This window comes from Vreelandella neptunia (assembly GCF_034479615.1).
GTDB lineage: Bacteria > Pseudomonadota > Gammaproteobacteria > Pseudomonadales > Halomonadaceae > Vreelandella > Vreelandella neptunia.
This window is the reverse complement of record NZ_CP140255.1, coordinates 1991282-2010906: the sequence shown is the minus strand read 5'-3', so window position 1 is coordinate 2010906 and position 19625 is coordinate 1991282. Positions and strand designations below refer to the sequence as shown.

The following is a 19625-nucleotide window of genomic DNA, read 5'->3' as shown; positions in this document are numbered from 1 at the left end:
AACTACGCAAGTGATAAACTGCGCAAGCCCCCAGTGAATTACATGCCTTTGGGGGCAAAAATCCCCGGTGCGTTGCGCCAGTAGCCTTTGTAATCCATACCAAAGCCAAACACGTAGCGGTCAGCGACTTCAAGGCTGCAGTAGTCAGCTTTCAAACCGGGCACGGCTTTGCGGTTGTGCTGTTTATCCACCAGTACCGCTGTGGTGACGCTGGCGGCCTGAGCTTCTTCGCAGTATGCCAAAATAGCCGCCAGGGTCGCACCCTCGTCCAGGATATCGTCAACAATCACTACGTGACGGCCCGCCATGGGCACTTCAGGTGAAACGCGCCAAAACAGCTCGCCTCCGCGCAGCTCGTTACGGTAGCGAGTGGCATGCAGATAATCCACTTCCAGCGGAAAGCCCAAGCGGGTAAGCAGATGACCGGTGGTAATCAAGCCACCATTCATTACGCAGTAAAAAACCGGCAGTTTATCGCCTAAATCCCGAGTAATCTCTTCCGCCATACGATCCAGCGCCCTCTCTACCTCTTGCTGAGAAATTAGGCAGTCGGCGTTATCCATCAGCTCGCGCATCGAGTCCAGCGACTCTAATGCTTCTTTATCCAACTTTGACATCTACCAACTCCACGGCGGGTGAAAAGCTTTATTTAAGTAAGGGATTTAATCAGCGCTGGGCTTCGGCTTATCCGCTAGCGCTTCCAACTTAGCATGAGTACGACGCCAACGGCCCAGTGCACTCAGCGCGTCTAGGTCTGGCCGTGCTCGGCTATAACGCAGTTTAGCGGGGCGTTTAGAATTGATTCCTTGGCATGCTTCCATCACTTCAAGCGCAGCGGCCCGGTCATTACAAACCAATAGCATATCGCACCCAGCTGCCAGCGCTGCCTGGGCACGCGCTTTGGGGTCTCCCGCTTCGTGGGCGCCTGCCATACTCAGATCATCAGAAAAAACGCAGCCTTTAAAGCCAAGCGATTCCCGCAACATACCCAACCAACTGGGTGAAAATCCTGCTGGGCGCGTATCGAAAGCACTATAAATAACGTGCGCCGGCATGACCCCATCTAACTGCGGGGCTAATTGGGTAAAGGGCACAAGATCGTGCTGTTTAATCACTTCCAGCGGGCGATCGTCTACTGGCAAGGCAACGTGGGAGTCCGCCGCAACCCCGCCGTGGCCGGGAAAGTGCTTGCCCACAGCAGCCATACCGGCATCATGAAGCCCTTGAATAAAGGCGCTACCTAGTTGCGCCACGTGCTGGGGGTCACTACTAAAACTACGATCGCCGATAACGCTGGACAGACCGCTCTCAACATCTAATACCGGGGCGAAGCTCAGATCCAAACCACAGGCAGCCATCTCCATACCTAACAACCAGCCGGCATCTTTGGCTAACGCCAGCCCCTCTTCCGGGGTGGTGCGGTAGCTCTCACCGATACGCGCCATGGCTGGCAGGCGTGTTAACCCCTCTTTGATGCGTTGAACGCGACCGCCCTCTTGATCCACGGCGAGCAGTAAATCAGCACGCACGCGGCGAATATCGCTGCAGAGCTTGCGAACCTGATAGCCATTTTCGACATTGCGGGCAAACAGAATAACGCCCCCGACCGTCGGGTCTAGCAGCAAGCGCTTTTCTGCAGCCGTCAATTTGGTGCCTTCAAGGTCAAGCATGACCGGGCCTAACGGTTGAGTCATCGTGATAGGTCCATTAAAAGGGGCGATGATTCTAGACGATCGTCTAGCGGTGTCAAAATCTGTGTAGTTTTGCCAAGGCAATCGTAGTTGGCAATCGATAAACTTCGATGATGAGGGCAGGTTTCCGCGAGGGCGCTGTTACCCCATCCATGGGCGCTACTTTCGCCGTCCCTGAAGCGAAAGACCCTCGCTTCAACCTACCCTCCCCATGTGATCATGGATTTTGAAACAATTGAAAAAGGTCAATCAAAGGATTGGCGGCCACCGTGCAACCAAACAGGTGTTCCCGGCAACGCTAACGAAAAGATATAGAGCAGATCAGGATTGCGTACACGAATACAGCCGTGGGACGCAGCTACTCCCATAGGCTCTTCATACGGCGTCCCGTGCAGGTAGATATAGCGCCTTTGCGAGTCCACCTGACCACCGCGGTTCACGCCTTTTTCCAAGCCACACAGCCACAGTATGCGGGTCAAAATCCAATCACGCTCAGGATGCTCTTTGGCGAGTTCGGGCGAAAAGGTCTCGCCCGTCCAGCGACGACCGCGAAACACCGCATTTTCGGGCATGTCTCCACCAATAGCGGCTCGCACATAATGCCAGCCGTGGGGCGTTTTACCACTGCCATTGCGCTCCCCGCTTCCAGCAGCACCGGAGGAGATTGCACACTCATGGAGCACTTTAGGCCCTCGCCAACAGCGCAGCGCCTGTTGGGTAGTATCAATCTCCAGCCAGATATTCTCAGTGGGAGGTAGCTCAGCTAGCGTAGGCGTTCGCATGTTTTCCTTCTTCAGGTTTGGCTTCTTCAAGGGTCATGGGTAACGGCGCATTCATGGCAGCCACAACGACAGGAAGCAAGCGTCTGACCAAATCACGCACCGAGACCTGTTCGTGGTAATCCTTCTCCGCGATATCGCGCAGTGCATCGAGGCCAGAAAGGGTAAATATTACCGTCCCAAGCATAAAGTGTAGCCGCCAAAAGCGCTCAGCGTCAGGCAGATCCGGCGTTGCTTTACGTACAAGCTCGGTGAAGCGGGTAAACACATCACCATACTCTTGCTGGATATAGCGCCTGAGATGCCCCTGTGCCTGGCTGTAGGCAAGACCGAGCAAGCGCATGAACACTTTTAAGCTATTACGTTCGGCGGGTACCGCAAGAACGGTGGTGGCCATGGTTTCGAGCAGTGTTTCAAGTGGAATAACACGACCAGCGTGTTGGCCTTCCAGCTCATCCAGCGCGGTATGAAAACGCTGAGTAAAAGGATCCAAATAGCGGGAAAAAACGGCCTGAATCAGGGCTTTTTTGGAACCAAAATGGTAATTAACAGCGGCCAGGTTAACGCGCGCTTTGCTAGTGATGTTGCGCAGCGAAGTTTCGGCAAAACCCCGCTCTGCAAACAGCACCTCAGCAGTATCGAGTATACGGGTCACCGTATCAGATTGAGCCATGTCGCTCTCCAGGGAAACAGGTGTTTAAAACATAGCAAAATACTATGCCATAACCTTGGTGGGCTCAACGCTTGATTTACTGACAAAATGTGGCAGGTTAAATAAGCAGAAACTTAGTTTCAAACGATTAAGGGGCCTCTGTTTAACGTAATGAGCGAAGACCAGACAAGGCAAAAATCAACGAAAAAGCGGAGTTTACGGGTTGTAAATGAGCATTTTGAGGCGATTTTTAACGCCGTATGGTCGAGCGCAATAGTTAATCAGAGGTTTCTTAGGAAAATTGTATAGACATAGTCGATAGGCACTGACAGGCCATATACTGGACAGAGGAACATACTGTATACTTAAACACTTATTGATTAAGTCGACATTTAGCTTGTTACTGTCTATTCACTATTTATGGAGTCTGGTATGTCGCGTCCGCTAACCGCTCGCCAACAGCACGTGTTTGATTTTATCGTTAAGACTATGGGCGAATTTGGCTACCCTCCTACCCGTGCTGAGATTGCCAAAGCACTCGGCTTCCGCTCCCCCAATGCGGCTGAAGAGCACCTGCGCGCGCTGGAACGCAAAGGCGTTATTCGCATTATCCGCAACACGTCTCGAGGCATTCGCCTGCCCAACCAGGAACCTCAAGAGACCCTCGATAGCGCAGTCACCGCGTTACCCGCTGCCAACGTTGAACCCCTGCCCGCTGGCCTGCCAGTGATCGGTGAGGTGGCCGCTGGAAGCCCCATTTTAGCCGCTGAACATATTGATCGTTACTGCCCCCTACCGGCTGAGTACTTCACGCCCAAAGCTGACTACCTGCTGCGTGTGCGCGGGCTTTCCATGAAGGATATTGGCATTTTGGAGGGTGATTTATTGGCGGTTCATCGCACCGACCGAGTGCGCGATGGCCAGATTGTGGTTGCCCGCTTAGACGATGAAGTAACGGTTAAACGCTTCAAACGCCAGGGGCATCAAGTGACGCTGTTTGCAGAGAACCCTGATTTTGCGCCCATTGAAATCGACCTGCGCTCCCAATCCCTCGATATCGAAGGCGTTGGAGTCGGAGTGATTCGAGGCGGTAACGGCCAGGCACTCGGCTAGCAGCCTGTCGGACTTAACACTGATCTACTGCGAATCCCGGTATTTTGGCCAACTTTATTCGATCGATTTCGTTAAATAGCGCGCTATTCGCCTCAATCGATCGATAAATTTGGCTCAAAATCCGTGCTTCTCGCGACGATCGGTCAAGCCCGACAGGCTGCTAGTCCCCACACTATTGCATGTCGATATAGCGGTGGTCATTGAAGGTGGCCACCCAGTTAGGGTGATAGACCAATAAAATACTTAGCAGCATGCCGGTAATAAACGCCTCTGAAGGCATTAACAAGGGCAGGAAGCGCGCGTACTCCTGGGCAAGGTAGATCGCCTCAGGGTCAGTCCCTGCGACGATAATCAGCACTACCGCCGCCAGACCTCCCCCTAGCGTTGCCAGCGCCGCGCCAAAAAAGCCGCAGGCAAACAGAAAGACCATCAAGTTATCCGGCAGGCGGCGATCTACCAGCCGCCATACCGTGCCAATAACGGCCGCCGGAACGATCCCGGTAACCAGCACATTTGCCCCCAACAACATCCATTCATTGCGACCAATCACCACCATGGCGATATTGATCAGCACGTTGCTGATCAGCGCTAACGGCGCTTTAAAAACCAGTGTCATCAATACCGTAAAGACAAGGTGCAGCGTTAGCCAATCAACCGCCTGCGCGCGAAGCTGCCACATAAGCATCACCGCCAGCGTGGCGCCTAACCAGCGGTGCTGAAGCGCGGTATCCTCGATCAATACCTGCCAGGGCCGCCGCCAAAGTGTCCACGCTATCACGCCCAGCGAGAGTAGCCAGGTGAGCAGCAGCGCCCAGGGCGCTAGTACACTTTGCGCAAATGACATGGCGGCCTCTAGGGTTGATGAGCGTTAACTAAATACCACTGTCTTGTTGCCGTGCACCAGCACGCGATCTTCCAAGTGCCAGCGCAAGCCCCGAGCGAGCACGGCTTTTTCTACATCACGTCCAAAGCGCACTAGATCAGTGGGTGTGTGGCAGTGGCTAACACGATGGATATCCTGTTCGATGATAGGACCTGCGTCGAGTTCCTCGGTTACATAGTGACAGGTAGCGCCGATCAGTTTAACGCCACGCTGGTAGGCTTGATGGTAAGGCTTAGCCCCGGCAAAAGAGGGCAAAAAGCTGTGGTGAATATTGATCACTCGCCCCGCATAGCGCGCGCACAGCTCGGGGGGCAGTATTTGCATATAGCGCGCCAGCACCACGCAGTCAGCGCGAGCGCTGTCGATTTCAGCTTGAACCTTGGCAAACGACGCTTGCTTATTGTCGGGGTCGACCGGCACATGGTGGTAAGGAATGCCGTACCACTCGGTCAGCGAACGCATATCGTCATGGTTGGAGATAACCCCAACAATATCGCAATCCAGCTCACCCGCCTGCCAGCGGTAAAGTAGATCTACCAAGCAGTGTGACTCCCGCGACACCATCAGCACTACGCGGCGACGCTGCTGGGTATCCACCAGTGACCACTGCATATTGAATTCGCTGGCCACCGGTTCAAACGCCGCGCGCAGTGCTTCCACCGACATACCCACCGAATCCGCCAGAATTTCATAGCGCATAAAAAAGCAGCCGGTTTCTAAATCAGAGTGCTGGCTGGCTTCGGTGATGGAGCCACCCTGCTGGGCAATAAAGTTTGAAACCCGTGCAACAATACCTACCCGATCAGGACAGGAAACCACTAAACGATAATAATGAGACATGTGAGCTACTCTTGACCTATTTCTAAGGTAATTATGACAAACCAGCGGCTTAGGCTGCATATTGTATCGGAAGGCCAAGGATGATTGTTAGCCGCCCCTGCCTTCCCGTATAGTTAAGTCACTACTTTTTAGGTTTTTCATAACAGATGCATTCATCACGCGTTCAAATTCGTCCCCGTCGTCGTCCACCGCTGCGCATTTTGCCGCTGGGGGGTTGCGGTGAGATTGGAATGAATCTAACGCTATACGGCTATGACGAGCACTGGATAGCCGTGGACTGCGGCATGATGATCCGCCAGGATCTTCCCAACTCGCCGCTGCAGGTACCCAATCTCGATACGCCGAAAGCACTAGGGATCGTGCCCAAAGCGCTATTTATCACCCATGGCCACGAAGACCACATTGGTGCGGTCGCCTGGCTCTGGCCAATGTGGAACTGCCCCATTTATGCCACCCCACTGGCAGCCGGACTGTTGCGGCTAAAATTTGCCGAGCATCAGCTTAGCAGCGCAGCAATCCATGTTATTGAACCTGGCGAGGCGTTGGAAAGCGGGCCATTTACGCTGCGCTATCTGCTTTTAACCCACTCGATTCCCGAAAGCTGTGCGCTGATCATGATGGCCGGAGGCTATCGCGTTCTACATACCGGCGACTGGAAACTCGATCCTGAACCGATCATCGGCACGCCGATAAGCGCGGCCCAGTTCAAGGCGCTTGCGCCAGTTGATTTAGTGGTGGGCGATTCTACTAACGCCCCCATGCCCGGGCACTCAGGCAGCGAGGGGGACGTCGCCCGGGCGCTGGCAAAAACTCTCAGCAACTGCCAGGGCCGCGTAGTGGTCTCCTGCTTTGCCAGCAATCTTGCCCGGGTGTTAGCGATAGGGCGCGCAGCCCATCAATGTGGCCGCCGCATCAGCTTGATGGGCCGTTCTATGGAGCGCATGGTCAGCGTTGCACGTGGGCTTGGCTATATGGATGATTTACCGCCGCTGGTGCCCAATCATGACTTAGGTTACCTCCCCCCGGATGAAGTGGTGATTATCGCCACCGGCAGCCAGGGTGAACCCCGCGCTGCACTACAGCGTCTAGCTCAGGGGCGGCACCCTTTTGTGGATCTTCAGCCGGGCGATAACGTCATCTTTTCGGCTAAAGCCATCCCCGGCAATGAGCGCCCCATTGAGCAGCTTAAAAAGCGCTTGGCGCACTTAGGTGTCAGCATCTATGACGAGGTTAATCATCCTGAGTTGCATGCCACCGGGCATCCAGCTGAGGATGAGCTCATCAAGCTTTACCAGTGGGTAAGACCCAAGCATCTTATGCCAGTGCATGGCGAAGTGCGCCACCAGCAGGCTCATCAGGCAATTGCCCAACAGCTGGGCGTTAGCGCGCCGCTAGCGCCGGTGAATGGTGATCTAATTTTCTTCGATAGCCACGGGCTGCGCTGTGAGGCGCGCTATCCGCAGCCGCCCTGCATTGTCAGTCAAAACAGTGTGGTACCCCACCCTGGCCTCGAGGTAAACGACGCCAGCAAGGCCCGTCGCGGCAGCTTATACTTAGCGCTGCCGGTGACGGCTACTGAGACAGGATGGGCGCGTATTGGTCGCTTGATGCTGGATGCCTCGGGGGCCAGCCCGCTGGATGAAGATAGCTTTAGCGATTGGCTGGACGATCAGCTTGATGAGATTGCTGCAGAGACGCTTGCCGACTTGCGCCAGGCATTGCAGCCCCGCTTGGTTCACTGGTTAGCGGAGCATATGCAGCACCTGCCCGACGTGCACCTACAGATTATGGCCGCCGAAATGCCCGAACAACCCATCTTGAAAAATGCGGCTAATCGCTAGCGCCAAGTCTTTGCGAGCAGCGACGCGGGAAACTCATTCCCACCGCGCGGCATCCTGTTGGTCGGAGTGGCGCTCTTTGACCCAATACTCGCCCTGGGTAGAGTGCTCTTTCTTCCAGAAAGGCGCCTGGGTTTTCAGAAAATCCATAATAAAATCGCAGGCTTCAAACGCTTCACGCCGATGCGCGCTAGCCACCAGCACGCGCACAATCGGATCGCCGGGCCCCAGGTAACCGACGCGGTGAATGATTCGTACCGCCTGGAGCGACCAGCGCTGCCAGGCCTGCTCACCAATCTCCGTCAGCGTACGTTCGGTCATGCCCGGGTAGTGCTCCAGCGTTAACCCTGTGACGTCCGGCGTTTCATTAAAATCACGCACAAGGCCGGTAAAACTCACCACTGCGCCAATATCGCTGCGCCCCGCCAAGGCATCGTCATAGCCGTAGGCCATTGAGAACGGGTCTGCTTGAATGACTACTTTAATATCCAGCTTATTATCCACCCTCACCCCCCTGTTACTGGCGGGAAAAACGCCACTTCGTCATCATCGGTCACTAAAGCCTCGTCATTGGCCATGACCTGGTTAATCGCACACAGCGTACGCTGGTCGGTAAGCTGTTTAAAGCGACTATCCTGCTCGGCCAGCGCGGCTTTTAATCCGCTAATGTCGCGGCTAGCCAGTTGATCAAGACTCACGACGGCCTCACTCTCGCCTACCCGCTCGCGTAGTTCGGCTAAAAACTTAACCCGCACACAGGGTGAAGGGCAGCGCTCGCCCAAGCTGACTTCTCCGGCTACACCGTCACCGGTAACAATCGGAGCCTGGGCACTCATACGCTGATAGTCGCCGCGCAGCCCACCCTGCTTGCTATCGAGCTGGATGGCCTCAATACGCATACCTTTATCGACCGCTTTGCACATATCGTAAAGCGTCAAACAGGCTACTGAGACGGCGGTAAGGGCTTCCATTTCAACCCCGGTGCGTCCATTCAAGCGACACAGCGAGGTCACATGAACGCAGGATTCGGCCACATCGATATCGAACTCAACCGATACTTTGGAGAGCGCCAGTGAATGGCAAAGCGGAATCAGCTCATGGGTGCGCTTGGCAGCCTGGATACCGGCAATCCGCGCGGTAGCAAGTACATCGCCCTTGGGCAGTTCACCATCGCTAAGCAATTTCAGCGTTTCAGGCTGCATGATAATGCGCCCCGAGGCGACTGCTTCGCGGCGGGTTTCCTGCTTATCGCCGACGTCCACCATATTGGCTTCGCCACGGGTATTAAGGTGGGTCAGATGCATGTTTTCACCATTGCTGTTTTGAAGGCATATGTTTTGAAGACGTATTTTTTGAAGACATCGTATCGTTTTTAGCGCTTAACCAGGTCACTACCCATTGTGCAACCGCTTCGCTATCGTCTAGATCTAACTGAGCCACCGAAGCCGCCAGGTCGATAGGCGGTGGCGCACTGAGCGCGACGGCCTCAACCCACTGGCCGGTTAAAATCGCCGCATCGCCAATCCCGTCGCGGTATAACACCAGCTTGGGAATCGGCCAAGCCTTGAAACCCTCGACAATCACCAGGTCAGGTTTGTGCGGCACCATCATGGCAATTAACTGGCCTAAATCAGGCTCATCCTGGCCGGGGGTTTCCTGCATCAGCGCAAACCGCTGACGGGAAGCCACTAGCACCGGTGCGGCACCTGCGCTGCGCAGCTTATAACTATCCTTGCCGGGCTGGTCGACATCAAACGAATGGTGAGCATGCTTAATCACCGCGACGTTTAAGCCATACTCGCCTAATCGTGGTAGCAGCTTCTCTAACAGCGTCGTTTTTCCGGTGCCGCTCCAGGCAGCAATCCCCAATACTGGAAAGGATGCGGTTAGTTCGTTTTCCATGCTGCCGAGACTCCTGATAATCACTAAACGCTACCGTTCTACCGTTTCACACAGCGTTATAGAGAATGACTCTACTCGCCCTCTTGCTCACGGGGTAATAGCCAGTTCAACACAATACCCACCAAGGCGGCTAGACTAACGCCCTGGAGCGTAAACTGGCCACCGCCAAACTGCATGCCGCCAATCCCGAACACCAGTATCAGTGAAACCACGACTAAATTGCGCGGTGCCGTCAGCGACTGCCCGGCACGTACCAGGGTGTTCATACCGACGACCGCAATGGAACCAAACAACAGCGTCATTATACCGCCCATTACCGGCCCAGGAATGGTTTGCAGCAGCGCGCCAAGCTTGGACACAAACGCCAGCACAATGGCAATAATCGCTGCAACGATCATGTACTTGGGATTAAACGCCCGAGTGAGGGTTACCGCTCCGGTGACTTCCGAGTACGTGGTGTTCGGCGGTCCGCCGAATAGCGCTGCTACGCTGGTCGCCAAGCCGTCGCCTAACAGGGTGCGGTGTAGGCCAGGCTTTTCCAGGTAGTTTTTGCGAGTCACTGAGCCAATCGCCACCATATCACCAATGTGCTCTACCGCTGGGGCAATAGCGACCGGAATCATAAATAGAATGGCAGCCCAATGAAAACTGGGTGCGGTAAAGCTGGGGATCGATAGCCACTGCGCCTCGTGCACCGGCGTAAAGTCAACCACCCCCATCAACAACGCTAACAAATAGCCCGTGACAATGCCGCCCATAATCGGTACAAGGCGAAGTAGCCCGCGACCAAATACCGCCAGCACCAGGGTTACCAGCAAGCTGGTCATTGATAAGAAAATCGCTGCGCCATAACCGATGTTATCGCTGGTTTCACCGGTCGCCATGCTAACTGCCACCGGCGCCAGCGCCAGGCCAATCACCATAATCACCGGCCCCACCACCACGGCGGGCAGCAAACGGTGCAGCCAGGCAGTGCCTTTTAAACGCACAGCCTGTGAGATCGCCACATAGACCAGCCCCGCCGCCATTAGCCCACCCATGGTCGCCGAAACTCCAAAGCTCGCCACAGAGCCTTGGATAGGCGCTATAAAGGCAAACGATGAGGCCAAAAACACCGGCACGCTCTGCTTGGTCACCCCATGAAATACCAGCGTGCCCACCCCAGCCGTGAACAGGGCAACGCTTGGGTCTAGTCCTGTCAAAAGCGGTACTAGCACCAAGGCGCCAAACGCTACAAACAGCATTTGTGCGCCGGTTAAGATGATTTTCGGCCACGACTCAGCCTGACTGGCAGCTTCACGCATAAGTGAATTCCTAGTGTTTATTGAATAGCAGGTGTGCAAAAAAATGCCCCTGACGCTAAGCGTAAGGGGCAATCAATATAAGGACGCTTAGCGCGTTCCGAAAATCTTATCGCCAGCGTCACCCAATCCGGGGACGATGTAGCCATTTTCGTCGAGGCGGTCATCTATTGAGGCGGTGTAAATTTCAATATCGGGGTAAGCGTCCTGCACCCGCTTGATACCTTCAGGGGCGGCGACGAGCACGATCACCTTCATATGCTCACAGCCCCGCTCACGCAGCATATCCAGTGTTGCGACCATCGAACCACCGGTGGCCAGCATGGGATCTATCACGATCGCCATGCGCTCTTCGATATCGTTGGCAAACTTGGCAAAGTAAGGCACCGGCTGCAGCGTCTCTTCATCACGATAAAGACCTACAACGCTTACCCGCGCACTCGGAATTAAATCCGTTACGCCTTCCAGCATGCCAAGCCCGGCACGCAGAATCGGTACGACGGTGACTTTTTTACCTTTTAATCGACGCGTTGCAATTGGCTCACCGTTCCATCCCTGAATTTCATGATCTTCCAGTTCAAGACCTTTGGTTGCTTCATAGGTCAGCAGCTTGGCGACTTCACCTGCCAGTTCACGAAAGCTCTTAGTGCTCAGGTCAACTTCGCGCATCAGACCCAGCTTATGTTGTACAAGCGGATGGTTAATGGCGTAAACACTCATGGGACTTCCTCACTGCAGGGGATTCAGAATGGCAACCAAGGTTGCATCAACTAGGCACAAAATTGCGCGTATTCTACCCGCAACCACTTACAAGGTTAAGGGGTTTCCGGCAATTGCCACTCGATAGGTGCTCGCCCTTGCGCTTGCAGAAATTGATTGGCTTGGGAAAAATGCCGAGTGCCAAAAAAACCCCGGTGCGCAGAAAGCGGTGAAGGGTGCGGGGCTTCCAGTATCAAGTGGCGCCCCTGGTCGATCAGTGCCTTCTTCTGGCGGGCATGACTGCCCCAGAGCAGAAACACACACGGCGGCGCGTGCTGGCTGACGGTTTCAATCGCGCGGTCAGTGAACGGCTCCCACCCTTTACCGCGATGCGAGGCCGCATTGCCCTGCTCCACGGTCAGCGAGGTGTTTAGCAACAGCACGCCCTGCTTGGCCCATGCTTCTAGATGGCCGTGGCGCACGGGGGTAAAACCGACATCGGTGGCCAACTCTTTGTAGATGTTGACCAGCGACGGCGGCACGGGTACCCCGGGCTGCACGGAAAAGCATAACCCGTGGGCCTGATTGGGCCCGTGGTAGGGATCCTGGCCTAAAATAACCACCTTCACTTCGTTCAACGGGGTCAGCTCAAAGGCACGAAACCACTGCGTTGAGTGGGGATATATGATCTTCTTCGCGGCTTTTTGCTGGGCCAAAAAATCTTTTAGCGCCAGCATATAGTCAGCCTGAAACTCATTACCCAGCCACTGACTCCAATCGTCGGGAAGCGGATTGGCCATTATTACCTCTTCATTTGATCAACAAGCGGCTCAACGTAGGCCACGCCCATATCCCACGGGAATTGAATCCAGCACTGCTGGGCAACTTCAGTCAGATATTGATCCACCAGGGGGCGGCCGTCCGGCTTGGCATAGATAGTCACAAAGTGAGCTTTAGGCAGCATTTTGCGTACTGCCCGCGCCGTTTTGCCGGTATCCACCAAGTCATCGACCAGCAACCAGCCTTCACCGTCATGATCGACGCCCTTCATAATATCCAGGCCGCCTTGATCCATATGGTCGTAGCTTTTAATACACACGGTATCGATCAAGCGGATATTAAGCTCCCGAGCAATCAGCGCGGCGGGAATTAACCCGCCCCGGGTAATCGCTACGATGCCTTTAAAGTCACGTTCGATCATCTGGTGACAAAGCGTACGCACATCACGGTGCAACTGATCCCAGGAGACGGTGAAGTGTTGGTGGTAGCGATCGCTGCTCATGGGGAATTACTCGTCTTCATTGAAAGAACAAACGGCGAATACGCTGTAACCGGCATCGCGAATTTTCTGTGAACCACCCAGCTCGGGTAGATCGATAATAGTGGCTGTCTCAACCACCTGGCCTCCGCTGCGCTGGATCAAGTTGGCCGCTGCCAGCATGGTGCCACCGGTGGCGATCAGGTCATCCATTAGCAGGATACGATCATCTTTCTGGAACGCATCGGAGTGCAGTTCCACTTCAGAATGCCCATATTCCAGCGTATACGTCTCGCTGATGGTCTTGAAGGGTAGCTTGCCCTTCTTACGCACCGGCACAAAGCTGCAGCCCAACTCATACGCAAGCGGCGCGCCAATGATAAAACCACGCGCATCAATCGCCGCGATGGCATCCAGGTTCATCTCCTGATAGCGATGAACGAAGCTATCGATCAGTTTGCGAAAGGCCGCACTATTTTGCAGCAACGGGGTGATATCACGAAAATTCACCCCTTGTTCAGGCCAATCAGGAACCGTGCGAATAACGGACTTAATGTAGTCGCCGTAGATGCTCATCGCGTCTCTCATTGAGTAATAAAAAGTGGTAATGATTAATCAAACCAAGAAAAGATATCTTGTCGCAAACAGCAGCGCCAAAATAATCACCGCCGGGTTCAGGTCGGCAAAGCGGCCCGACAGCGTTTTGATCGCCACATAGCTAATAAAGCCAAGCGCGATACCTTCGGCAATCGAAAATGTCAGCGGCATCGCCAGGGCAGCAATCAGTACCGGCGCGGCATCAGTGGGGTCTTCCCAATTAGCGTGGGCCAAACTACCTGCCATTAACACCGCTACATACAGCAGTGCACCCGCGGTAGCGTAGGCTGGAATTGAACCCGCCAGCGGAGCAAAGAAGAGGCTGATCAGGAACAAAACGCCAACCACTACCGCCGTTAACCCAGTACGGCCACCCGATGCGATACCCGCAGTAGATTCAATGTAGCTCGTCGTAGTGGAAGTACCCAGGGCGGCACCCGCCATTGACGCGGTACTGTCGGCCATCATGGCACGACCAATGCGTGGTAACTTGCCATCCTTGTCCAGCAACTTGCCGCGGTGAGCAACGCCAACCAGTGTGCCTGAGGTATCGAAGAGATCTACAAACAAGAAGGCAAAGATCACGCTAAGCATTGCTACATCCAGCGCGCCCACCAAATCCATTGCCATAAAGGTAGGTGCAATAGAGGGCGGCATCGACATCAGACCGCCGTATTCGTTATGGCCAAGCACCATTGCAGCAATAGTAATACCCAAAATCCCGATCATGACGGCACCCGTCACTCGCAAGTAAGATAGCGCGGTAATCACAAAGAAGCCCAGCAGCGCATAAATAGCCGGAGGTTGGGAAAGATCACCCAGGGAAACAAAGGTCGCAGGGTTGGCAACCACAATACCGGCGTTCTTAAGCGCAATCATCGCCAAGAACAAACCTATACCGGCGGCGATACCTAGCCTAAGCGTCATGGGAATGGAGTTAATAATCCACTCGCGAATTTTAAAAATACTTAGCAAGAAGAAGGTTAAGCCGGAGAAGAAGACCGCACCCAACGCGGCTTCCCAGGTATAGCCCATCCCCAACACCACGCCGTAGGTGAAAAAGGCGTTCAAGCCCATACCGGGCGCCTGGGCAATCGGGTAGTTAGCCCACATCCCCATGACGAAACAGCCAATCGCCGCTGCGAGACACGTCGCCACGAACACCGCGCCGTAGTCCATCCCCGCCTCAGACAGGATGCTCGGGTTTACAAAGATGATGTAGGCCATCGTCAGGAAGGTGGTAATCCCTGCGATAACTTCTGTTTTCACGTTGGTTTTTTGCTCGGAGAGCTTGAAATAGTTATCCAGAAGTTTCATGAAGTTTGTTGTCCTTAGCGCTAACGTCGCATGACGTGTATGCATTCTGGTGCTGAGAAAAGCCGCACATACTACCGAAACGCGCGCCTCGACGCGAGCCTCTTAGCATGGCGACCAATGTCGGCGGAAACCGCTCCGCTGCCGAATACCTAGCAATCTTCAGGCCATGATCTAACCGATCGGTCAGCCCAACAACCAATAAACACCATTACCGGTTCTGTTGCGACAATATGCGCTCAACGGTTTCAACGATTACCTGGGTTTGCGGGTCAATTTCAATATTGACCTGATCCCCAGGTGCACGATCCTGAAGAATGGTGCGCGACAGCGTTTCAGGAATTAAATTGACGCTGAACTCCACGGCCCCACTCTCAGTAACGCGTACATCGCCAATGGTTAAGCTGATGCCGTCTACCCCGATGTAGCCCTTTTCAAACACGAATCGGCCCAGCCTTTCGGGTAGCGAGAACCACAGCCGACGGTTGTTGGGCGCCTCTTCGATGGCCACTACTTCTGCCATGGATATAATATGGCCCGACATGGAGTGCCCACCGATTTCATCACCAAAACGCGCAGCGCGCTCTATATTGACGCATTGCCCAGGGGTGATTGCACCAAGATTAGTCAATCGCAACGTTTCACGCATCAAATCAAAACTAACGTTGCTGCCCTCAATCGCCGTTACTGTTAAGCAAACGCCGTTATGAGCAACGGACGCTCCGATCTCAAGCCCCTCACGCATTGAGGGCGGCAACTCCACCACATGCACACGAAAATCCTCTAGCTCACGCACCGCCACTACTCTGGCTACCCCTTGCACAATGCCAGTAAACATAAGGCTCTTCTCTCCTAAATGTAGTAAAAACCGTGTGGTAAAAATTGAGTCGTAAAGACCGAGCAGTAAGGCCTGTGCAGCCAAAACATTAAATCATTGGCGCAAGCTTACTACTGGTGCCTCATGCTTGTGCACTCAGTAACGATGGTTTCTTGAGCGACCTATTGTACGCCACCCACTTTCCCATGGCTGCTTAAGCTAATTTCCTCCAGTGGAGAGCTTTTCAAACCACGCCCACAGAACTAAAAACCAAAACATTCATAAAAATTAGAAAATAATGCTAATTCACAAGCTTAAAACATAAAATCAGGCGGCTAAAATTGACAAAACAGCAACCTAACTCTAAAATTTTGCCGCAAATGTAATGACGCCGATTTGTACCCAGATTGCGGGCGTCCACTTGGTCACTGACGTAGTATTGGTGATTGACCTAGTGAAGTGCAGCTAAAAGGGTGTGTCCAGCGTTGATGGCCGCCCATTAGGGTGGCCTTTTTTATTTTCACTTCAACACTGGCCCGCTCTCTGTTCGCACCCCGCTCTCCGTCTTCGGCCTACCGTTAAGGCAGACGCTATGATTGAACTTAGCAACGTCAGTAAAACCTATTTCAGTAACAACAAGGGCAGCGGCACTAATGCCGTCCATGCGCTCAAAAATGCCACTCTCAGTGTGCCCAAAGGCACTATTCACGGCGTCATCGGCCTCTCAGGCGCAGGCAAATCAACGCTGATTCGCTGCGTTAATCTCTTAGAGCGCCCCACGAGCGGTAGCGTCACGGTCGATGGTCAGGAAATGACCCAGCTGAGCAACGCAGCACTCAACCGCGCGCGCCACCGTATTGGCATGATTTTTCAGCACTTTAATCTATTGACCACACGCACGGTGTTCGACAACGTCGCCCTGCCTTTAGAGCTCATGGGGCAAAAACGCCGAACCGTTCGTGATCGCGTTATTCCGCTCCTGGAAATGGTAGGTCTGGCGGATAAAGCCAACCAGTACCCTGCTCAGCTTTCCGGCGGTCAAAAACAGCGGGTAGCAATTGCCCGGGCGCTAGCCAGTAAGCCTCAGGTACTGCTCTGCGATGAGGCAACCTCTGCCCTAGACCCACAAACCACCAGCTCAATACTGGAACTGCTGCGCGATATTAACCATCAACTGGGCATTACCATCCTGCTGATCACCCACGAGATGGAAGTAGTCAAATCGATTTGCCATCGGGTGAGCCTGATTTCAGACGGCGAACTGGTGGAAGACTCGGAAGTCGGCGACTTCTTTACCGCCCCACGCACCCAGCTGGGTCGTGAGTTTCTCAACGACTTCCTGCAGCTAACGCCGCCCAAAGAGCTGATCGAGAGGCTTCTTGACGCTCCCGGCGAAAACACCCACCCAGTGGTACGCCTAACCTTCTCTGGCGATGCGGTCTCGACGCCGTTGATTTCCCGCCTTGCTCGAGAGTGCGGGGTCGATGTCAGCATTTTACAAGCAAAGGTAGAGTCGATTCAGGAGCGCACCCTGGGCCTGATGATTGCGGAACTATTAGGTTCACCAACGCAAACCCAGCAAGCCATGCACTATCTCGAATCTCATCAACTGCAAGTGGAGGTACTCGGCCATGTCCAGCGCAATGATTGATCTCATTTTACAGGCCACGCTGGATACCCTTTATATGGTGGCCGTTTCAGGACTTATTTCTACCCTTGTGGGCTTGCCCCTTGGGGTAATGCTGTATGTCACGCGTCCGCGGCAAATATTGGCAAAGCCCGTACTTAATCAAGTACTGAGTATTATTACCAACGTTGGCCGTTCCATCCCGTTTATTATTTTGATGGTGGCGATCATTCCTTTTACGCGCATGCTGGTGGGCACCTCGATTGGCATTAACGCTGCGTCGGTACCGCTTACGATTGCCGCTATTCCGTTTGTCGCTCGGCTGGTCGAGGCGGCACTTAATGAAATCTCGCCAGGATTAATTGAAGCCGCCCAAGCCATGGGCGCAACGCCTTGGCAAATTATTGGCAAAGTGCTGATTCCAGAAGCTCGCGGCGGGATCATGACCGGCTTAACGATTACCGTGGTCACGCTAGTGAGCTACTCAGCCATGGCGGGTGCAGTGGGTGGCGGTGGCCTTGGCGACTTAGGCATTCGCTATGGTTACAACCGCTTCAACCCGACTATCATGCTGATTACGGTGGTTATCTTGGTTGTCATGGTGCAGGGCTTTCAGAGTTTGGGTGACTACTTGGTGCGCAAAAGTGACCGCAAGTAGCAGCCCGATCATTAGCCATCCAATATAACCAAAATGCATTAGACAACGGTTTTTTATTGCCGCATCATTGCATCATCAAGCACAACGTCACTGGAGAGACCTCATGCAAAAACTGATCATTGGTAGTCTTACAGCCCTGGCGCTTGCGGTTAACGTCGCCAATGCTGAAACGCGCAGCATCAAAATGGGCACCGTTGCGGGCCCTGAAACAGAAGTGATGGAAGTGGCGGCGCGCATTGCCAAAGAAGAGTACGACCTTGATGTGGAAATCATCGAATTCACTGATTATGTTACCCCGAACGCCGCCTTGGCCGACGGCAGCTTAGACGCTAATGCTTACCAGCATGAGCCCTACTTACAGTCGATGGTCGATGACCGTGGCTATGACCTGGCAATCGCTGGCTACACCTTCGTATACCCGATTGGCGCTTACTCAGAAAAATACGATAGTATCGATGACCTACCTGACGGCGCGCAAATCGCACTACCCAACGACCCTTCCAATGAAGGTCGCGCGCTGATTTTGATGCACAACGAAGGCCTGATAACCCTCAACGACCCTGAATTTCTCGAATCAACACCGATCGATATTGCTGAAAACCCTCGCGACTTCCGCTTCCGCGAAATTGAAGCCGCCCAGCTACCCCGCGTGCTGCCCGATGTGGACATGGCATTCATCAACAACACCTTCGCGCAGCCAGCTGGTTTAAGCCTGGATGACGCTTTGATCAAAGAGGGCCCTGAGTCTCCTTACGTCAACCTGATTGCGGTTCGCGGCGGTGACGAAGAGCGTGAAGAGATTCGCCAGTTAGTCGACGCCTATCAGCGCGACGAAGTGATCGAGAAAGCTGAAGAGCTGTTCAAAGGCGCAGCAGTTCCTGGCTGGACCGAGTAATACCGCAAGCTATCAATAAATGACATCAGGCCGACACTTTCGCATAGGTAGCCCCCTATGCAAAAGTGTCGGCCTGCTGCGTTAGTAGCAAAGGATCCCTCATGCAAAACAGTGTTGACTACCCTCTTCTCAATCGACAGCTTGAAGCGCTGCTCGATACACGCGATTGGCTCACCAACAGCGCGCAAACCTGTGCGTTTATTCACCAACAGCTTAGCGACTTAAATTGGGCAGGCTTTTATCTTCAGCGCCAGCCTGATGTGTTAGGTCTAGGCCCATTTCAGGGCCAGCCCGCCTGCCATCCAATTCCCTTTAGCAAAGGCGTATGCGGCGCGGCCGCTCGCCAACAAACCACCCAGCGAGTGGACGACGTGCACGCGGTTGCCGACCATATTGCCTGCGACGCCAACTCTCGCTCAGAGCTGGTGATTCCCATCGTGATGGACGGTCGCGTATGGGGCGTTCTTGACCTGGATAGCCCGCTGCACGGGCGCTTCACCCAACAAGATCAAGCAGGCATTGAGGCACTGGTCGCAACGTTTAAGCGCCAAACTGACCTGCCCGACCTAATTCAAAAGAGCTCGTAAAAAAATAGCGGTAAAAAAATAGTAACTGTTCAGCTCATGCTGGCAGCCTAAAGGGTCGCGAGCTAAAGCTCCCTCCCACAACACCCTATAGCCAGCACTAAGCCAGAAGCTATTTGTGAGAGGGCGATTTATCGCGCGAAGGGTGCCGAAGGCACCCCTTAGTGTCTTCCGGCT

General features: G+C 54.0%; 22 protein-coding genes. 6 read left to right on the top strand and 16 right to left on the bottom strand.

Features of this window, described 5'->3' with window-relative positions:
• Nucleotides 1–38 precede the first annotated feature (38 nt).
• The 4 genes from SR894_RS09355 to SR894_RS09340 all read right to left on the bottom strand — a co-directional run bounded on the left by SR894_RS09355 (nt 39) and on the right by SR894_RS09340 (nt 3143).
• Nucleotides 39–617 (bottom strand): hypoxanthine-guanine phosphoribosyltransferase, encoded by a 579-nt coding sequence (locus SR894_RS09355; RefSeq protein WP_009286922.1) that lies wholly within the window; start codon nt 615–617, stop codon nt 39–41.
• Between the two features lie 45 nt (nt 618–662).
• On the bottom strand, nt 663–1694 hold the full coding sequence (gene nagZ / locus SR894_RS09350) for a beta-N-acetylhexosaminidase (protein ID WP_133733507.1): 1032 nt from the start codon (nt 1692–1694) through the stop codon (nt 663–665).
• Between the two features lie 242 nt (nt 1695–1936).
• On the bottom strand, nt 1937–2473 hold the full coding sequence (locus SR894_RS09345) for a L,D-transpeptidase (RefSeq protein WP_133733508.1): 537 nt from the start codon (nt 2471–2473) through the stop codon (nt 1937–1939).
• On the bottom strand, nt 2451–3143 hold the full coding sequence (locus tag SR894_RS09340) for a TetR/AcrR family transcriptional regulator (protein WP_133733509.1): 693 nt from the start codon (nt 3141–3143) through the stop codon (nt 2451–2453). The genes SR894_RS09345 and SR894_RS09340 overlap by 23 nt, the downstream gene beginning before the upstream one ends.
• A gap of 411 nt (nt 3144–3554) precedes the next feature.
• Between SR894_RS09340 and lexA the strand changes: the two genes are divergently transcribed.
• The gene (lexA, locus tag SR894_RS09335) at nt 3555–4235 is read left to right on the top strand and encodes a transcriptional repressor LexA (RefSeq protein ID WP_133733510.1); all 681 of its coding nucleotides are present in this window, start codon (nt 3555–3557) and stop codon (nt 4233–4235) included.
• A gap of 172 nt (nt 4236–4407) precedes the next feature.
• Here lexA and SR894_RS09330 read toward each other — a convergent pair whose 3' ends face one another.
• Nucleotides 4408–5079, bottom strand: a complete 672-nt coding sequence (locus tag SR894_RS09330) for an energy-coupling factor ABC transporter permease (protein ID WP_133733511.1) — start codon at nt 5077–5079, stop codon at nt 4408–4410.
• A 24-nt stretch (nt 5080–5103) separates the two neighbouring features.
• On the bottom strand, nt 5104–5958 hold the full coding sequence (gene purU, locus SR894_RS09325; RefSeq protein WP_133733512.1) for a formyltetrahydrofolate deformylase: 855 nt from the start codon (nt 5956–5958) through the stop codon (nt 5104–5106).
• 230 nt (nt 5959–6188) lie between these two features.
• On the opposite strand from purU, the gene SR894_RS09320 reads away from it, so the two are divergent.
• Nucleotides 6189–7799, top strand: coding sequence for a ribonuclease J (locus SR894_RS09320; protein ID WP_133733537.1), 1611 nt, complete (start codon nt 6189–6191; stop codon nt 7797–7799).
• A 33-nt stretch (nt 7800–7832) separates the two neighbouring features.
• On the opposite strand, the gene moaE is transcribed toward SR894_RS09320, so the two are convergent.
• From moaE to SR894_RS09270, 10 genes are all read right to left on the bottom strand, one after another.
• The gene (moaE, locus tag SR894_RS09315; protein ID WP_264478626.1) at nt 7833–8300 is read right to left on the bottom strand and encodes a molybdopterin synthase catalytic subunit MoaE; all 468 of its coding nucleotides are present in this window, start codon (nt 8298–8300) and stop codon (nt 7833–7835) included.
• 2 nt (nt 8301–8302) lie between these two features.
• The gene (gene moaC, locus SR894_RS09310; protein WP_133733513.1) at nt 8303–9100 is read right to left on the bottom strand and encodes a cyclic pyranopterin monophosphate synthase MoaC; all 798 of its coding nucleotides are present in this window, start codon (nt 9098–9100) and stop codon (nt 8303–8305) included.
• A 4-nt stretch (nt 9101–9104) separates the two neighbouring features.
• On the bottom strand, nt 9105–9698 hold the full coding sequence (gene mobB, locus SR894_RS09305; protein WP_133733514.1) for a molybdopterin-guanine dinucleotide biosynthesis protein B: 594 nt from the start codon (nt 9696–9698) through the stop codon (nt 9105–9107).
• Nucleotides 9699–9769: 71 nt separating this feature from the next.
• Nucleotides 9770–11002, bottom strand: coding sequence for a uracil-xanthine permease family protein (locus SR894_RS09300; protein ID WP_133733515.1), 1233 nt, complete (start codon nt 11000–11002; stop codon nt 9770–9772).
• Between the two features lie 87 nt (nt 11003–11089).
• Complete coding sequence (gene upp / locus SR894_RS09295; protein ID WP_009286930.1) at nt 11090–11719, bottom strand: uracil phosphoribosyltransferase; 630 nt, start codon at nt 11717–11719, stop codon at nt 11090–11092.
• Nucleotides 11720–11814: 95 nt separating this feature from the next.
• Nucleotides 11815–12498, bottom strand: coding sequence for a uracil-DNA glycosylase (ung, locus tag SR894_RS09290; protein WP_208862740.1), 684 nt, complete (start codon nt 12496–12498; stop codon nt 11815–11817).
• 2 nt (nt 12499–12500) lie between these two features.
• Complete coding sequence (gpt, locus tag SR894_RS09285) at nt 12501–12980, bottom strand: xanthine phosphoribosyltransferase (protein WP_009286932.1); 480 nt, start codon at nt 12978–12980, stop codon at nt 12501–12503.
• A 6-nt stretch (nt 12981–12986) separates the two neighbouring features.
• Nucleotides 12987–13532, bottom strand: a complete 546-nt coding sequence (locus SR894_RS09280) for an adenine phosphoribosyltransferase (RefSeq protein WP_071693411.1) — start codon at nt 13530–13532, stop codon at nt 12987–12989.
• 39 nt (nt 13533–13571) lie between these two features.
• A complete protein-coding gene (locus tag SR894_RS09275) occupies nt 13572–14870 on the bottom strand; it encodes an NCS2 family permease (RefSeq protein ID WP_133733517.1) in 1299 nt (432 codons plus the stop codon).
• A 208-nt stretch (nt 14871–15078) separates the two neighbouring features.
• Nucleotides 15079–15705: a riboflavin synthase subunit alpha gene (locus SR894_RS09270; RefSeq protein ID WP_133733518.1), complete on the bottom strand. Its 627-nt coding sequence runs from the start codon at nt 15703–15705 to the stop codon at nt 15079–15081.
• Between the two features lie 571 nt (nt 15706–16276).
• Between SR894_RS09270 and SR894_RS09265 the strand changes: the two genes are divergently transcribed.
• The 4 genes from SR894_RS09265 (at nt 16277) to SR894_RS09250 (ending at nt 19451) form a co-directional block, all read left to right on the top strand.
• Nucleotides 16277–17335, top strand: coding sequence for a methionine ABC transporter ATP-binding protein (locus SR894_RS09265; protein WP_133733519.1), 1059 nt, complete (start codon nt 16277–16279; stop codon nt 17333–17335).
• Nucleotides 17316–17969, top strand: coding sequence for a methionine ABC transporter permease (locus tag SR894_RS09260; protein WP_071695914.1), 654 nt, complete (start codon nt 17316–17318; stop codon nt 17967–17969). Before SR894_RS09265 ends, SR894_RS09260 begins: the two co-directional genes overlap by 20 nt.
• Nucleotides 17970–18072: 103 nt before the next feature.
• Nucleotides 18073–18864, top strand: coding sequence for a MetQ/NlpA family ABC transporter substrate-binding protein (locus SR894_RS09255; RefSeq protein ID WP_133733520.1), 792 nt, complete (start codon nt 18073–18075; stop codon nt 18862–18864).
• A 101-nt stretch (nt 18865–18965) separates the two neighbouring features.
• On the top strand, nt 18966–19451 hold the full coding sequence (locus tag SR894_RS09250; RefSeq protein WP_133733521.1) for a GAF domain-containing protein: 486 nt from the start codon (nt 18966–18968) through the stop codon (nt 19449–19451).
• Nucleotides 19452–19625 lie beyond the last annotated feature (174 nt).